Source organism: Streptomyces sp. NPDC049541 (assembly GCF_044465725.1).
Classification (GTDB): Bacteria; Actinomycetota; Actinomycetes; order Streptomycetales; family Streptomycetaceae; genus Streptomyces.
On the sequence record NZ_JBITLY010000005.1, the window covers coordinates 35,865 to 50,136 of the forward strand.

Here is a 14,272-nt window from a genome sequence, read left to right on the forward strand (position 1 = left end):
GCGAGAACATGACGGCGAAGATCGCATACGACGACATCGAGGTCGGCACCGAACTGCCCGCCCAAACCTTCCCCGTGACCCGCGCCACGCTCGTCCAGTACGCCGGCGCCTCCGGGGACTTCAACCCCATCCACTGGAACGAGAAGTTCGCCAAGGAGGTGGGCCTCCCGGACGTCATCGCCCACGGCATGTTCACCATGGCCGAGGCGATCCGGGTGGTCACCGACTGGACCGGCGACCCGGGCGCGGTCGTCGAGTACGGCGTCCGCTTCACCAAGCCCGTCGTCGTGCCCAACGACGCCCAGGGCGCCCTCATCGAGGTCAGCGCCAAGGTGGCCGCCAAGCTCGACGACAACACGGTCCGCGTGGACCTCACGGCGACCAGCGCCGGACAGAAGGTGCTGGGCATGTCACGGGCGGTCGTACGGCTGGCCTGAGGGTGTGCGAATCGTACTGCTTGTAAGGGGTGCTCTCCGTGGAGGGCGCCCTTTACTGGCATGTGGGCCCCCTGCCTGCGACAACGTCTCGCGCGCCGAGGAAGGTTCCGACACGGGCTTGACTTAGTTAGTGATTGAGTACTAACTTACTCGCATGGTCAGGATGAGCGCAGAAGAGAGGCGCGAGAGCGTCATTCGAGCGGCGACCACGGAGTTCGCCCGCGGCGGCTACTACGGTACGTCGACCGAGGCGATCGCCAAGCGGGTCGGTGTCTCGCAGCCGTATCTCTTCCGGCTCTTCCCGGGCAAGAAGGCACTCTTCCTCGCTGTGGCGCAGCGGTGCATGGAGGACACCATCCGCACCTTCGAGGAGGCCGCCAAGGGGCTGGAGGGCGAAGAAGCCCTGCGCGCCATGGCGAACGCGTACACCAAGGTCATCGCCGAGCAGCCCGAGCGGCTGCTCATGCAGATGCAGATGTACGTCACCGTGGGCGCCGCCGAGCAGGCGGGTGACCACGAGCTCGGCGAGGCGGTGCGCAACGGATGGATGCGGCTGTGGGACACGGTCCATCTGCCGCTGGGTGCCGACATCGACGGAACGACGACGTTCATGGCGTACGGGATGCTCATCAACTGCCTGGTGGCCATGGGTTTTCCTCCCGAGCATCGAGTCTGGGAGGGGCTGTATCCCGAGGCACGGCTGGAAGGCCGTCTGGAGAAGTAGTCCACGTACTCCGCGGGAAAGGCGCCGCAACCGCCTTTTCTTGCCCGTGAAAGTTAGTCATCAATAACTAACCAAACAGACCTATTGAGCGACTGATCACCCTCTGGGGGAGCGATGTCACAGCAGACCGCACGTCGCGGGGGAACCGTCTGGGCCCTCGTCATCACCAGCGTCGCCGGATTCATGGCGGCCCTCGACAACCTCGTCGTCACCACCGCCCTGCCCTCTATCCGAAAGGACCTCGGAGGAGCGCTGGGCGACCTGGAATGGACCGTCAGCGCCTACACCCTCACCTTCGCCGTCCTGCTGATGTTCGGCGCGGCGCTCGGCGACCGGTTCGGCCGCCGCCGGCTCTTCCTCGCCGGCCTCACCGTCTTCACCGGCGCCTCCGCGGCCGCGGCCATGGCGACCGGCATCAACTCCCTGATCGCCGCCCGTGCGGTGCAGGGCGTGGGCGCCGCGATCATGATGCCCCTGACGCTCACCCTCCTCACGGCTGCCGTGCCCGCCGCCAAGCGCGGGATGGCGTACGGCATCTGGGGAGCCGTCAACGGCCTCGCCGTCGCCTCCGGCCCGCTGATCGGCGGCAGCCTCACCGAGCACGTCTCCTGGCACTGGATCTTCTGGCTGAACGTCCCGCTGGGCCTCGCCCTGCTGCCGCTGGCCCGCCTGCGCCTCGACGAGTCGTACGGCACCGGCGCCCCGCTCGACATACCCGGCACCCTGCTCGCCAGCGGCGGCCTCTTCGGGATCGTCTACGGCCTGGTACGCGGCCCCTCCGACGGCTGGACCGCCCCCCTGGTCCTGACCGGTCTCCTCGCCGGAACCGCGCTGCTCACAGCGTTCGTCGGCTACAGCCTGCGCGCCAAGAACCCCATGCTCCCGATGCGACTGTTCCGCTCCCGCGCCTTCTCCGGCATCAACGCCGCGAGCCTGCTGATGTTCCTCGGAATGTTCGGCTCGATCTTCCTTCTGAGCCAGTTCATGCAGGGCGTCCTCGGCTACTCGCCCACCGAGGCGGGCCTGCGCATGCTGCCCTGGACCGGCATGCCGATGATCGCCGCGCCGATCGCCGGCATCCTGTCCGACCGCATCGGCGGCCGCCCCGTCGTCGCCACCGGCCTGTTCCTGCAGGCCGTCGGCCTCGGCTGGATGGCCTCCGTGGTGGCGCCCGGCGTCTCCTACACCGCCCAACTGCCCGCCCTGATCATCAGCGGCATCGGCATGGGGCTGTACTTCGCGCCGGCCGCCAACCTGGTGATGTCCAGTGTCCGCGCCAAGGAGCAGGGCATCGCCTCCGGGGCCAACAACGCGCTGCGCGAGGTGGGCGGTGCGCTCGGCATCGCGATCATGTCGTCGATCTTCTCGGCGCAGGGCGGCTACGAGTCCGCGCAGAGCTTCGTCGACGGCCTGCAGCCGGCGCTGGTGACCGGGTCCGCGGTCGTTGCGCTCGCCGCTCTGGCGGCGCTGCTGATCCCCAGGCGGCGCGCCACCGAAGCCACCGCGCCGACCCCGGCGGACGAACCGACTCCGGCACTCGAGCCGATCGCAGGCTGACCCCCACCACCGTGGCCCCGTCCGTAAGGGCGGGGCCACTGCGCACGCCCGGCGCCCGGAACCCGGGGCGGGGTCGCTCAGCCGCGCTTGCGGGGCGCCGCTGCGCCCACCCGTGCCGCCCTCAGCGGCACGACTGCCCGCGTTTGCGGGGCGCCGCTGGGCCCACCCGTGCCGCCCTCAGCGGCACGACTGCCCGCAGCGGCGGCGGAGAAGCGGAGGAGCCGAGGTGCGCACCCGCAGTCGCGTACGGCGGGAAGGGGACGGGACAGGGGTGTTCCGCCCGCACCGGTCGGCGTCCACCCCGAGCACGGCCGCAGCTCCAGCAACCGCCGGACCGAGGACGGACACCCCCGGCGCGGCCCCGCCCCACCCGCCGACCACAGGCGCTACCCGCACCCCCACCGAAGGCGCATAGGTGCCGCAGGCACCCGCACCGGACAACCGCACAGGCGCCGCAGGCACCCGCACCGGACAACCGCATAGGTGCCGCAGGCACCCGCACCGGACAACCGCATAGGTGCCGCAGGCACCCGCACCGGACAACCGCACAGGCGCCGCAGGCATCCACCAGACAACCGCACAAGCGCCGCAGGCCGAACCCCCCACCGAAGCCGCACATGCGCCGCAGGCACGCAGACCCAGCCGACACCGCAAAACCGCACAGGCACCCGCACCCCGCCAAAGCGCCGCAGGCACCCGCACCCCGCCAAAGCGCCGCAGGCATCCGCACCCCACCCGCCCACCCCCCGTCTCGTACCCTTGAGCCCGTGCAGGAACGACACGACGCCCCCCTCGCCCCGCTGACCACCTTCCGGCTGGGCGGTCCCGCGACCCGGCTGATCACCGCCACCACCGACGCCGAGGTGATCGCAGCGGTCCGCGAGGCCGACGACACCGGCACCGCGCTCCTGCTGATCGGCGGCGGCTCCAACCTGGTCATCGGCGACAAGGGCTTCCCCGGCACCGCACTCGTCATCGCCACCAAGGGCTTCGACCTCGACGGCACCCGCCTGGAACTCGCCGCCGGCGAGGTGTGGACCGACGCCGTCGCCCGCACCGTCGAAGCCGGACTCGCCGGCATCGAGTGCCTGGCCGGCATCCCGGGCTCGGCCGGCGCGACCCCCATCCAGAACGTCGGCGCGTACGGCCAGGAGGTCTCCTCGACCATCACCGAGGTGATCGCCTACGACCGCCACACCCGCGAGACGGTCACCGTCCCGAACGCCGACTGCGCCTTCTCGTACCGCCACAGCCGCTTCAAGGCCGACCCCGAGCGCTACGTCGTCCTCCGCGTCCGTTTCGAACTGGAGGACGCCGACGGCCTCTCCGGCCCCGTCAAGTACGCCGAGACGGCCCGCGCCCTCGGCGTCGAACCCGGCGACCGCGTCCCCCTCGCAGCGGCCCGCGAGACCGTCCTCAAACTGCGCGCCGGCAAGGGCATGGTCCTGGACCCCGAGGACCACGACACCTGGTCGGCCGGTTCCTTCTTCACCAACCCGATCCTCACCGACGCGCAGTTCGCCGCCTTCCACGCGCGTGTGCAGGAACGGCTCGGCGAGGGCGTCGAGCCCCCCGCCTACCCGGCGGGCGAAGGACACACCAAGACCTCCGCGGCCTGGCTGATCGACAAGGCGGGCTTCACCAAGGGATACGGCACGGGCCCCGCCCGCATCTCCACCAAGCACACCCTCGCCCTCACCAACCGCGGCGACGCCACCACGGAGGACCTGCTGGCGCTCGCCCGAGAGGTCGTCACCGGCGTCCACGAGGCGTTCGGCATCACCCTGGTCAACGAGCCGGTGACGGTCGGCGTCAGCCTGTAGCGCCGGCCCGTCCGCCGGGCGGACGGACAGGGCACAGGGCGTACGCCTAGTACGCCAGCCCCACCCCCTGCTTCACCGTCCCCGCGTCGTCGATCATCGCCAGCATGGCGTGCGCGACATCGGCGCGTGCGATGAAGCGGCCCTTGCGCGGGAAGCCGCCGACGACGGTGCGATAGCGGCCGGTGAGCGGCTTGTTCTGCAGCCGCGGTGGCCGTACGGACGTCCAGTCCGTGCCGCTGCGGGCCAGCTCGTCCTCCATGCCGCGCAGGTCGGTGTAGATGTCCTTCAGGACGGCCGACACCACACCGCGCATCGCACGGTCGAACGCGCCGTCGCCGTCAGGCGCCGGGCCGACGGGAGCGGCGCTGACCACGAGCAGCCGTCGTACGCGCTCGGTCTCCATGGCCCGCAGCACCGTACGGGTCAGCCGGGTGGCGACCCCGGCGTCCTTGCGGCTGCGTGCGCCCAGGCCGGAGAGGACGGCGTCCCGGCCGCTGACGGCGGCACGCAACTCGTCGGGGTCGGTGAGGTCGGCGCGGAACACCTCCAGTGCGTCCCCCGTGACGTCGAGCCGGGCCGGATCGCGGACCACGGCGGTCACCCGGTGGCCGGCGCCGAGGGCCTGACGCACGATCTCCCGGCCGATGCCGCCGGTGGCGCCGAAAACGGTGAGGTTCATGAGTGCTCCCGTACTCGGGATGGGTGGGTGAGTATTCACTCACCCCTGCTTCCTCCTAGAGTGGGTAATCACTCACTCACTCGTCAAGCCCGATTGGACGTCCCATGGAGCCGAAGCCGGCGCGTGTCCGCATCCTCGACGCCGCCCACGAGCTCATGCTCACCGTCGGACTCGCCCGCACCACCACCAAGGAGATCGCCCGGGCGGCCGGCTGTTCCGAAGCGGCCCTCTACAAGTACTTCGCGAGCAAGGAGGAGCTGTTCGTGCGTGTGCTCGCCGAGCGGCTGCCCCGGCTCACCCCGCTCCTGGCCGCCCTCACCGCCGAACCGGGACAGGGCACCCTGGAGGGCAACCTCACAGAGATCGCCCGCCAGGCCGCGCTCTTCTACGAGCAGAGCTTCCCGATCGCCGCGTCCCTGTACGCCGAGCCCCAGCTCAAACGGCGCCACGACGACGCCCTGCGCACCCTCGGCGCCGGCCCGCACCGGCCCATCGAGGACCTGGACGCCTACCTGCGAGCCGAACAGGCCCTCGGCCGCGTCCGCGCCGACGCCGACACCTTCGCCGCCGCCTCCCTCCTGCTGGGCGCCTGCGCACAGCGCGCGTTCGCCTACGACATGACCGGCACGGGGGAGCGGCCGCCGGTCGACGCGTTCGCCGCACGGCTCGCGAGGACACTGCTCGGCGGAATCTCCGTTGCGCCCACGCGCGCGTGACCCTCACGCTGGGCGCATGACAAGCACCCGGACGGCCGCCTCGCAGAGCACCGTATGCGGCTGAGGCTGCGCGAGTTCCGACCCCGCACCGGACCACACGCCTACCGCGTCGTCCAGCCCCGGCACCCCTTGCGGCACACCTCCCTGCGCGCTCCCGACCCCATCGGCCTGCTGCTCGGTGACCACGACGGACTGAGCAGGCTGTCGGGCCTGTTCTCCTTCGCCGCCTGCTCCCCGCGCACCATCGTCCATGTGCCGCTGCGCGACGGCGTGCCGCCCGACGAGGGCGTCGGCGAACTGGTGGACCTCGTCCTGGTCCACCACGGCCTCGGCCTGCGCGCGGGCCAGTGGCCGGAACTGCGGCGCAGACTACGGCAGGGCACCCCGCTCACCGTCCGCACCGACGAGGCGCGCACCGCGCGGGACGCCGCCGCGTGGTGCACACGCCAGGAGCGGACCGGTTCCCGGGACGCGCTGAGGCACGCCACGCACGCGCGTACGCTCTTTTTCTTCGGTGACCGCGACCTGTTCGCCGACACCGCGGTCCGGCTCGCCCATGCGGCGGGCCACGGGCCGCTTCAGAAGGGTGTCGGCGAGGGGCGCACGGCGTACATGGGATCGATCTGCCCCCTGGACGACCCGCCCGGCGGTGGGCATCCGGTCGAGGTGCTGATCTGCTTCAAGGCATATCCGCCCTATGCCCACTTCAGGCCGCCGGGCGGGCCAGCCACTCGTCCACGCCGGCCAGCAGCCGTGCCCTGACGTCCTCCGGGGCGGCCGAGCCCCGGACCGACTGGCGGGCCAGCTCGGCGAGTTCGGCGTCCGAGAAACCGTGGGCCTGACGGGCGATCTCGTACTGCGCGGCCAGCCGGGAACCGAACAGAAGCGGGTCGTCGGCGCCCAGCGCCATCGCCACACCGGCGTCGTACAGCGTCCGCAGCGGAACGTCCTCCGGCTTCTCGTACACGCCCAGCGCCACGTTCGAAGCGGGACAGACCTCGCACGTCACACCCCGCTCCGCGAGCCGCCTCAACAGCCGGGGGTCCTCCGCGGCACGCACCCCGTGCCCGATCCGGTTCGCGTCCAGGTCGTCGAGACAGTCCCGTACCGATGAAGGACCCGTCAGCTCCCCGCCGTGCGGCGCCGACAGCAGCCCGCCCTCGCGGGCGATCGCGAACGCCCGGTCGAAGTCCCTCGCCATGCCCCGGCGTTCGTCGTTGGACAGCCCGAAGCCGACCACACCACGGTCCGCGTACCGCACCGCCAGCCGGGCCAGCGTCCGTGCGTCCAGAGGATGCTTCATCCGGTTCGCGGCGACCAGCACCCGCATCCCGAGCCCGGTCTCCCTCGAGGTCGTCTCCACCGCGTCCAGGATGATCTCCAGCGCCGGGATCAGACCGCCCAGACGGGGCGCGTACGAGGTCGGGTCGACCTGGATCTCCAGCCACCCCGAGCCGTCCTTGAGATCCTCCTCGGCGGCCTCCCGCACCAGACGCTGGATGTCCTCGGGCTCCCTCAGGCACGAGCGTGCCGCGTCGTACAGCCGCTGGAAGCGGAACCAGCCCCGCTCGTCCGTCGCCCGCAGCCTCGGCGGCTCCCCGCTGGTCAGCGCCTCGGTCAGGGCGTCGGGCAGTCGCACACCGTGCTTGTCGGCCAGCTCCAGCACGGTGGTGGGCCGCATCGACCCGGTGAAGTGCAGATGCAGATGGGCCTTCGGCAGCTCAGAGACATCACGTACACGCTCCATTCGAGGATCCTGCCGTACGCCCCAGCCGTCCCGGAAGCGGATTCCCCGTACGTGGTCTTGCTCGCACGAAAAAACGGACCCCCTCGCACGAGGGGGTCCGCATCCGTCCGCACAGGTCAGTCCTGCGCCTCCGCCAGCAGCTTCTGGATCCGGCTGACACCCTCGACGAGATCCTCGTCACCCAGGGCGTACGACAGCCGCAGATAACCCGGTGTGCCAAAGGCCTCGCCGGGGACGACCGCGACCTCGGCCTCCTCCAGGATCAGCGCGGCCAGCTCCACGGTGTCCTGCGGCCGCTTGCCGCGGATCTCCTTGCCGAGCAGGCCCTTGACCGAGGGGTACGCGTAGAAGGCGCCCTCGGGCTCCGGGCAGACCACGCCGTCGATCTCGTTGAGCATCCGCACGATGGTCTTGCGCCGCCGGTCGAAGGCCTCGCGCATCGTCGCGACGGCCTCCAGGTCGCCGGAGACGGCGGCCAGCGCCGCGACCTGGGCGACGTTCGACACGTTCGACGTGGCGTGCGACTGCAGGTTGGTGGCGGCCTTGACGACGTCCTTCGGGCCGATGACCCAGCCCACGCGCCAGCCCGTCATCGCGTACGTCTTCGCGACACCGTTGACCACGATGCACTTGTCGCGCAGCTCGGGCAGCAGCGCGGGCAGGGACACGGAGACCGCGTCGCCGTACACCAGGTGCTCGTAGATCTCGTCGGTCAGCACCCACAGGCCGTGCTCGACGGCCCAGCGGCCGATCGCCTCGGTGTCGGCCTCGGAGTACACCGCGCCGGTCGGGTTGGACGGCGACACGAACAGGACGACCTTGGTCTTCTCCGTGCGGGCGGCCTCGAGCTGCTCGACCGAGACGCGGTAGCCGGTGGTCTCGTCGGCGACGACCTCCACCGGAACACCGCCCGCGAGCCGGATCGACTCCGGGTACGTCGTCCAGTACGGCGCCGGGACGATGACCTCGTCGCCCGGGTCGAGGATCGCGGCGAAGGCCTCGTAGATGGCCTGCTTGCCACCGTTGGTGACAAGGATCTGCGAGACGTCGGGCTCCCAGCCGGAGTCGCGCAGAGTCTTCGCGGCGATCGCGGCCTTCAGCTCGGGCAGACCGCCGGCCGGGGTGTACCGGTGGTACTTCGGGTTCTTGCAGGCCTCGACGGCCGCCTCGACGATGTAGTCCGGGGTCGGGAAATCGGGCTCACCGGCGCCGAAGCCGATCACCGGACGCCCGGCGGCCTTGAGGGCCTTGGCCTTGGCGTCCACGGCGAGGGTGGCGGACTCGGAGATCGCGCCGACTCGGGCGGAGACCCGGCGCTCGGTGGGAGGGGTTGCAGCGCTCATGGGGCCCATCGTTTCAGACCGGAAACGGCCCCGGCACGCGGGTTTCACGTACTGAACATGTGTGGGTCGGCCACTGAACACCTGTCCGGAATCAGCCGGTGGCCTGGGTGATCTTCCATCGGTTTTCCGGCGATCTTCCTCCGCCAAGGCCCCTACGGGCGCTTTCTGTTCGACGATGCGCTCCGGACCACGTACACTCTCACCTCGTTGGCCATCAGCAGCCGCGCCGCAGGCGGTGCACACCGAGCACCCGGTCGGATGCGGTACGTTGGGGGACACACAAAGGGTCGTAGCTCAATTGGTAGAGCACCGGTCTCCAAAACCGGCGGTTGGGGGTTCAAGTCCCTCCGGCCCTGCTACACACACCTTCGCCAGGATGTGTGCGCATGTACGTACAGCAATGCAACGCCGTGCGGCTCAGACCGGGCGCGGCACGGCCACGACCCGGGAACAGGTGAGGACGAATGGCGGACGCCGTGGGCTCCATCGACACGCCTGACGCCCAGGACGAGGCGCAGGAGTCGAAGAAGAAGGCCCGCAAGGGCGGTAAGCGGGCCAAGAAGGGTCCGTTCAAGAGGCTTGCCCTCTTCTACCGCCAGATCATCGCCGAGCTCCGCAAGGTCGTCTGGCCTACGCGCAACCAGCTGACGTCGTACACCACCGTGGTGATCTTCTTCGTCGCCGTCATGATCGCCCTGGTGACCGTGATTGACTATGGGCTCAACCACGCGGCCAAGTACGTCTTCGGCTGAGCCGAGAGCGAAGGGCGCCGAGGTACCCGGCGCCCCTTTCGCATGTTCCACCCCTATGTATCCAGGAAGAAGCAGCCACCGTGTCTGACACGAACCTGAACGACGACGCCATCGAGCCGGACGAGTCCGTGGACGACGAGCTCGACATCGTCGAGGGCGCGGACGAGCAGGACGAGTTCGAGGCTGCCGAGGCCGAGGCGGGGGAGCCGGCCGAGGAGGCCGCCCTGCAGGTCGTGGACGAGGACGAGACCGCCGAGGAAGAGATCGCGGAGGAGGAGTCCGAGCCGGTCGACCCGGTCGAGGCCCTCCGCGAGGAGCTGCGCTCCCTGCCCGGCGAGTGGTACGTCATCCACACCTACGCCGGCTACGAGAACCGCGTGAAGACCAACCTGGAGCAGCGCGCCGTCTCGCTGAACGTCGAGGACTACATCTTCCAGGCCGAGGTGCCGCAGGAAGAGGTCGTCCAGATCAAGAACGGCGACCGCAAGACGATCAAGCAGAACAAGCTCCCGGGCTATGTCCTGGTCCGCATGGACCTGACGAACGAGTCCTGGGGTGTCGTCCGCAACACCCCCGGCGTCACCGGCTTCGTGGGCAACGCCTACGACCCGTACCCGCTGACCCTGGACGAGATCGTCAAGATGCTCGCCCCGGAGGCCGAGGAGAAGGCCGCCCGCGAGGCCGCCGAGGCCGAGGGCAAGCCCGCTCCGCAGCGCAAGGTCGAGGTCCAGGTGCTGGACTTCGAGGTCGGCGACTCGGTCACCGTCACCGACGGCCCCTTCGCCACGCTGCAGGCGACCATCAACGAGATCAACCCCGACTCGAAGAAGGTCAAGGGTCTGGTGGAGATCTTCGGCCGCGAGACGCCGGTCGAGCTTTCGTTCGACCAGATCCAGAAGAACTAGCAGCTTCTGGACGGACCGCTTCCGCGCAGGTCAGGCGAACGCTCGAGCGGCCGCCTGACCTGCTCGGTTTTTAGCCGCGCATCTATACCCGTTATCGTTGTGCGGTATGCCTTCATCCGGGACGCGACCCGGGTGGGGGCACGCCTCAATCGAAAGGACCCGGAGAGCAATGCCTCCCAAGAAGAAGAAGGTCACGGGGCTCATCAAGCTCCAGATCAACGCCGGTGCGGCGAACCCGGCTCCGCCGGTCGGCCCCGCGCTGGGCCAGCACGGCGTCAACATCATGGAGTTCTGCAAGGCGTACAACGCCGCGACCGAGTCGCAGCGTGGCTGGGTGATCCCGGTGGAGATCACGGTCTACGAGGACCGTTCCTTCACCTTCATCACCAAGACGCCGCCGGCCGCCAAGATGATCCTCAAGGCCGCGGGTGTGGAGAAGGGCTCCGGCGAGCCGCACAAGACCAAGGTCGCCAAGATCACCGAGGCGCAGGTCCGCGAGATCGCCCAGACCAAGCTCCCCGACCTCAACGCCAACGACCTGGACGCCGCCGCGAAGATCATCGCCGGTACCGCGCGCTCCATGGGCGTCACGGTCGAGGGCTGAGTCCCAACCCCCCGTACATCAGCAGAAGTGGCAGGGCCTGCTCGGCCCGGACCACGACTCCTAAGAATCAACAGGAGCAGTAGTGAGCAAGCGCAGCAAGTCTCTCCGCGCTGCGGACGCCAAGGTCGACCGGGAGAAGCTCTACGCCCCGCTCGAGGCCGTCCGTCTCGCCAAGGAGACCTCCACGACCAAGTTCGACGGCACCGTCGAGGTCGCCTTCCGTCTGGGTGTCGACCCGCGCAAGGCCGACCAGATGGTCCGTGGCACCGTGAACCTTCCGCACGGCACCGGTAAGACCGCCCGGGTCCTGGTCTTCGCGACCGGTGACCGTGCTGCGGCCGCGGAGGCCGCGGGCGCCGACATCGTCGGCTCCGACGAACTGATCGACGAGGTCTCGAAGGGCCGCCTGGACTTCGACGCCGTCGTCGCCACCCCGGACCTCATGGGCAAGGTCGGCCGTCTCGGCCGTGTGCTCGGTCCCCGCGGTCTCATGCCGAACCCCAAGACCGGCACCGTGACCCCGGACGTGGCGAAGGCCGTCAACGACATCAAGGGCGGCAAGATCGAGTTCCGCGTCGACAAGCACTCGAACCTGCACTTCATCATCGGCAAGGTGTCGTTCGACGACAGCAAGCTGGTGGAGAACTACGGCGCCGCGCTGGAGGAGATCCTCCGTCTGAAGCCGTCCGCCGCCAAGGGTCGCTACATCAAGAAGGCCGCGATCAGCACCACGATCGGCCCCGGCATCCCGGTCGACCCGAACCGCACCCGCAACCTCCTCGTCGAGGAGGACCCGGCCGCCGTCTGATCCTGACGGCAGTCGCGCGTACGCGTTTTTCCACGAGCCCCGCAACCTGAGTGGTGCGGGGCTCGTCCCTTTTCCCGGACGGGTGTCAGTGCTCTGCGTTAGCGTCGGGGCACAGCAATCGCATAGGGGTGGGGGACCGATGAAGAGCACGACCGTGCGCCGGGTGAGCCTTTCGATCGCAGCGGTGACCGCGCTGTCGGGCGTGGCCGCCTGCAGTTCCCCGGGCTCCTCCGGCAAGGGCGAGGGGGCCTCCGGCAAGGGCGTGACGCACGTCAGCCCCATAGCGGCCCTGCGCACCGCCGAGAAGTCCACCGACGGCGCCGATTCGGCGAAGGTGGAGTCCACGACCACCATGGGCTCCCTGATGTCCATGACGGGCAACGGAGCCCTGCGCTGGGCGGACGGTCTCACCGGCAACATGACCATCACGTACACCGGCGGCACCATCGCGGACACCATGCGCCGGCTCGGCACCACGTCGATGGAGGCCCGCTATCTGCCCGACGCCTACTACGCGAAGATGGGCGACAAGTTCGCCCGGCAGGCGGGCGGCAAGCACTGGCTCCGGTACGGCTACGCGGACCTCGCCGCGCTCGGCGGCAGCTCCGGCGCGTACCTCAAGGACCAGATGCAGAACACGACCCCCAACCAGTCGGTGAAGCTGCTGCTGGCCTCCGGGGACGTCAAGAAGGTCGGCACCGAGAAGGTGCGCGGCGTCGACACCACGCACTATGCGGGCACGGTGGACGTCGCCGACCTCGCCCGCAAGAACTCCAACCTCACCGCGAGCCAGCTCGCCGGCCTGAAGAAGCAGCTCACCCAGGCCGGTGTCAGCACCGAGTCCGTCGACATCTGGGTCGACGACCAGAACCTCCTGGTCAAGAAGGTCGAGAAGGGCCGTATGTCGGCCGGGGAGTACACCCAGACCGCGTACTACAGCGACTACGGCGTGAAGGTCTTTGCCACCGAGCCGCCCGCGAGCGACACCGAGGACTTCACGCAGCTGATGAAGAAGCAGGGCTGGACACCGGGCAGCAGCGACACCGCGAGCGGATCCGGCAGCAGCTCCTGAGGCCGCGGGGGCTGCTGATGTCCCGGGGAATACGGAAGACTCCCGCAGCCTCCTGAGGTTAGGCTCGCCTCCTTACTGTGTATCAGCCATGCATTCCATGGGGGGAATCAATGAGGACTTCCGTACGCGTTTCAGCGCGCCGTAAAGCGACGGGGGCCGGGCTCGCGGCCCTGCTGCTCGCCGGCGGAGCGGTCGGCTGTCAGAAGAGCGACTCCGCCGAGTCGCCCGCGATGACTCCGGCGGCGGCCGTCGCCAGGGCGGCGAAGAACAGCGAGGAGATCAAGTCCGTCCACTACCGGATGAAGGGCAAGGTCCCGGGCGAGGGACGGGTCACCGCCGAGGCGGCCATGAGCATGAAGCCGCTGGCCATGAGCATGAAGATGACGGCCCCGGACCAGGCCACCGAGGGCCCCGTCGAGATCCGCCTCGTCGGCAAGGCCATGTACATCGGCGGGAACGCCTCCATGGCCAAGGAGATGGACGGCAAGAGCTGGATCAAGCTCGACATGTCCGCGCTCGGCGGCGGCAAGGGGCTGAACGCGGATCAGCTGGGCGCCGGCCAGGCCAACCAGAACCCGGCGGCCAACTCCACCTTCCTCACCGGCTCCAAGAACGTGAAGAAGGTCGGCACCGAGACCGTCGAGGGCGTGAAGACCACCCACTACGAGGGCAAGGTCACCGTCGCCGAGCTCAAGGCCTCGCTCAAGGAGAAGGACAAGACCGTCAACACGACCGTCCGGGAACAGCGTGAGAAGAGCCTCGACCAGTTCGAGAAGATGGGCGTCGACGCGTTCACCATGGACATGTGGATCGACGGCGACGACCACACCAAGCAGTTCCGGATGCGCGGCGAGGCCGACAAGGGACCGCTCGACCTGACCTTCACGTTCCTCGACATCAACAAGCCGGTGCAGGTCACGGCCCCGCCGGCCAAGGACACCGCCGACCTCGCCGCGATGATGAAGGGCGCCCAGAGCTGACCCGTACGGGCGGATTTGCTCGACGGCCGTCCGGTCCCGTACTCTCCTGAGGAAGCCAAAGACCGCTGGTCGTTGCCGTGCGCTCCTGGAGGGTGCGGTGGCCGAAGGATCCGCTGAACCGCGGA

General features: G+C 69.4%; 15 protein-coding genes and 1 tRNA gene. 13 read left to right on the forward strand and 3 right to left on the reverse strand.

Annotated elements, in window-relative coordinates:
• The first annotated feature begins 8 nt into the window (after positions 1–8).
• From ACIBW9_RS19425 to ACIBW9_RS19440, 4 genes are all read left to right on the forward strand, one after another.
• On the forward strand, positions 9–437 hold the full coding sequence (locus ACIBW9_RS19425) for a MaoC family dehydratase (protein ID WP_398957622.1): 429 nt from the start codon (positions 9–11) through the stop codon (positions 435–437).
• Positions 438–591: 154 nt separating this feature from the next.
• Entirely contained in the window at positions 592–1,161 is a 570-nt protein-coding gene (locus ACIBW9_RS19430) for a TetR/AcrR family transcriptional regulator (protein WP_398956579.1), read from the forward strand.
• A gap of 114 nt (positions 1,162–1,275) precedes the next feature.
• On the forward strand, positions 1,276–2,718 hold the full coding sequence (locus tag ACIBW9_RS19435; protein ID WP_398956581.1) for a DHA2 family efflux MFS transporter permease subunit: 1,443 nt from the start codon (positions 1,276–1,278) through the stop codon (positions 2,716–2,718).
• A gap of 767 nt (positions 2,719–3,485) precedes the next feature.
• The gene (locus ACIBW9_RS19440) at positions 3,486–4,541 is read left to right on the forward strand and encodes a UDP-N-acetylmuramate dehydrogenase (RefSeq protein WP_398956583.1); all 1,056 of its coding nucleotides are present in this window, start codon (positions 3,486–3,488) and stop codon (positions 4,539–4,541) included.
• A gap of 46 nt (positions 4,542–4,587) precedes the next feature.
• On the opposite strand, the gene ACIBW9_RS19445 is transcribed toward ACIBW9_RS19440, so the two are convergent.
• The gene (locus ACIBW9_RS19445) at positions 4,588–5,220 is read right to left on the reverse strand and encodes an NAD(P)-dependent oxidoreductase (protein ID WP_398956585.1); all 633 of its coding nucleotides are present in this window, start codon (positions 5,218–5,220) and stop codon (positions 4,588–4,590) included.
• A gap of 104 nt (positions 5,221–5,324) precedes the next feature.
• Between ACIBW9_RS19445 and ACIBW9_RS19450 the strand changes: the two genes are divergently transcribed.
• Together ACIBW9_RS19450 and ACIBW9_RS19455 are read left to right on the forward strand one after the other, a co-directional pair.
• Entirely contained in the window at positions 5,325–5,936 is a 612-nt protein-coding gene (locus ACIBW9_RS19450; RefSeq protein WP_398956587.1) for a TetR/AcrR family transcriptional regulator, read from the forward strand.
• 54 nt (positions 5,937–5,990) lie between these two features.
• The gene (locus tag ACIBW9_RS19455) at positions 5,991–6,698 is read left to right on the forward strand and encodes a hypothetical protein (RefSeq protein WP_398956589.1); all 708 of its coding nucleotides are present in this window, start codon (positions 5,991–5,993) and stop codon (positions 6,696–6,698) included.
• Here the strand turns inward: ACIBW9_RS19455 and ACIBW9_RS19460 are convergent.
• Positions 6,643–7,683 (reverse strand): adenosine deaminase, encoded by a 1,041-nt coding sequence (locus ACIBW9_RS19460; protein WP_398956590.1) that lies wholly within the window; start codon positions 7,681–7,683, stop codon positions 6,643–6,645. The two genes, ACIBW9_RS19455 and ACIBW9_RS19460, sit on opposite strands and share 56 nt — an antisense overlap.
• 116 nt (positions 7,684–7,799) lie before the next feature.
• Entirely contained in the window at positions 7,800–9,026 is a 1,227-nt protein-coding gene (locus ACIBW9_RS19465) for a pyridoxal phosphate-dependent aminotransferase (protein WP_398956592.1), read from the reverse strand.
• Between the two features lie 283 nt (positions 9,027–9,309).
• On the opposite strand from ACIBW9_RS19465, the gene ACIBW9_RS19470 reads away from it, so the two are divergent.
• The 7 genes from ACIBW9_RS19470 (at position 9,310) to ACIBW9_RS19500 (ending at position 14,147) form a co-directional block, all read left to right on the forward strand.
• Positions 9,310–9,382: transfer RNA gene (locus ACIBW9_RS19470), tRNA-Trp, on the forward strand.
• A 108-nt stretch (positions 9,383–9,490) separates the two neighbouring features.
• Positions 9,491–9,778, forward strand: coding sequence for a preprotein translocase subunit SecE (secE, locus tag ACIBW9_RS19475; protein WP_398956595.1), 288 nt, complete (start codon positions 9,491–9,493; stop codon positions 9,776–9,778).
• A gap of 80 nt (positions 9,779–9,858) precedes the next feature.
• Entirely contained in the window at positions 9,859–10,683 is an 825-nt protein-coding gene (gene nusG / locus ACIBW9_RS19480) for a transcription termination/antitermination protein NusG (RefSeq protein ID WP_398956597.1), read from the forward strand.
• Positions 10,684–10,852: 169 nt separating this feature from the next.
• Positions 10,853–11,287, forward strand: a complete 435-nt coding sequence (rplK, locus tag ACIBW9_RS19485; RefSeq protein ID WP_115906466.1) for a 50S ribosomal protein L11 — start codon at positions 10,853–10,855, stop codon at positions 11,285–11,287.
• 82 nt (positions 11,288–11,369) lie between these two features.
• Complete coding sequence (gene rplA, locus ACIBW9_RS19490; RefSeq protein WP_115906465.1) at positions 11,370–12,095, forward strand: 50S ribosomal protein L1; 726 nt, start codon at positions 11,370–11,372, stop codon at positions 12,093–12,095.
• A gap of 139 nt (positions 12,096–12,234) precedes the next feature.
• Positions 12,235–13,167 carry a hypothetical protein gene (locus ACIBW9_RS19495; protein ID WP_398956600.1) on the forward strand — a complete coding sequence of 311 codons (933 nt, stop codon included), beginning with the start codon at positions 12,235–12,237 and terminating at the stop codon, positions 13,165–13,167.
• Positions 13,168–13,277: 110 nt separating this feature from the next.
• A complete protein-coding gene (locus ACIBW9_RS19500; protein WP_398956601.1) occupies positions 13,278–14,147 on the forward strand; it encodes a DUF1396 domain-containing protein in 870 nt (289 codons plus the stop codon).
• Positions 14,148–14,272 lie beyond the last annotated feature (125 nt).

What these genes read in the sequence shown, in the direction of transcription:
- ACIBW9_RS19425 (WP_398957622.1), top strand. Translation starts at nt 9, where the DNA reads ATGACGGCGAAGATCGCATACGACGACATCGAGGTCGGCACCGAACTG.
- ACIBW9_RS19430 (WP_398956579.1), top strand. Translation starts at nt 592, where the DNA reads ATGGTCAGGATGAGCGCAGAAGAGAGGCGCGAGAGCGTCATTCGAGCG.
- ACIBW9_RS19435 (WP_398956581.1), top strand. Translation starts at nt 1,276, where the DNA reads ATGTCACAGCAGACCGCACGTCGCGGGGGAACCGTCTGGGCCCTCGTC.
- ACIBW9_RS19445 (WP_398956585.1), bottom strand. Translation starts at nt 5,220, where the DNA reads ATGAACCTCACCGTTTTCGGCGCCACCGGCGGCATCGGCCGGGAGATC.
- ACIBW9_RS19450 (WP_398956587.1), top strand. Translation starts at nt 5,325, where the DNA reads ATGGAGCCGAAGCCGGCGCGTGTCCGCATCCTCGACGCCGCCCACGAG.
- ACIBW9_RS19455 (WP_398956589.1), top strand. Translation starts at nt 5,991, where the DNA reads ATGCGGCTGAGGCTGCGCGAGTTCCGACCCCGCACCGGACCACACGCC.
- ACIBW9_RS19460 (WP_398956590.1), bottom strand. Translation starts at nt 7,683, where the DNA reads ATGGAGCGTGTACGTGATGTCTCTGAGCTGCCGAAGGCCCATCTGCAT.
- ACIBW9_RS19465 (WP_398956592.1), bottom strand. Translation starts at nt 9,026, where the DNA reads ATGAGCGCTGCAACCCCTCCCACCGAGCGCCGGGTCTCCGCCCGAGTC.
- secE (WP_398956595.1), top strand. Translation starts at nt 9,491, where the DNA reads ATGGCGGACGCCGTGGGCTCCATCGACACGCCTGACGCCCAGGACGAG.
- rplK (WP_115906466.1), top strand. Translation starts at nt 10,853, where the DNA reads ATGCCTCCCAAGAAGAAGAAGGTCACGGGGCTCATCAAGCTCCAGATC.
- ACIBW9_RS19495 (WP_398956600.1), top strand. Translation starts at nt 12,235, where the DNA reads ATGAAGAGCACGACCGTGCGCCGGGTGAGCCTTTCGATCGCAGCGGTG.
- ACIBW9_RS19500 (WP_398956601.1), top strand. Translation starts at nt 13,278, where the DNA reads ATGAGGACTTCCGTACGCGTTTCAGCGCGCCGTAAAGCGACGGGGGCC.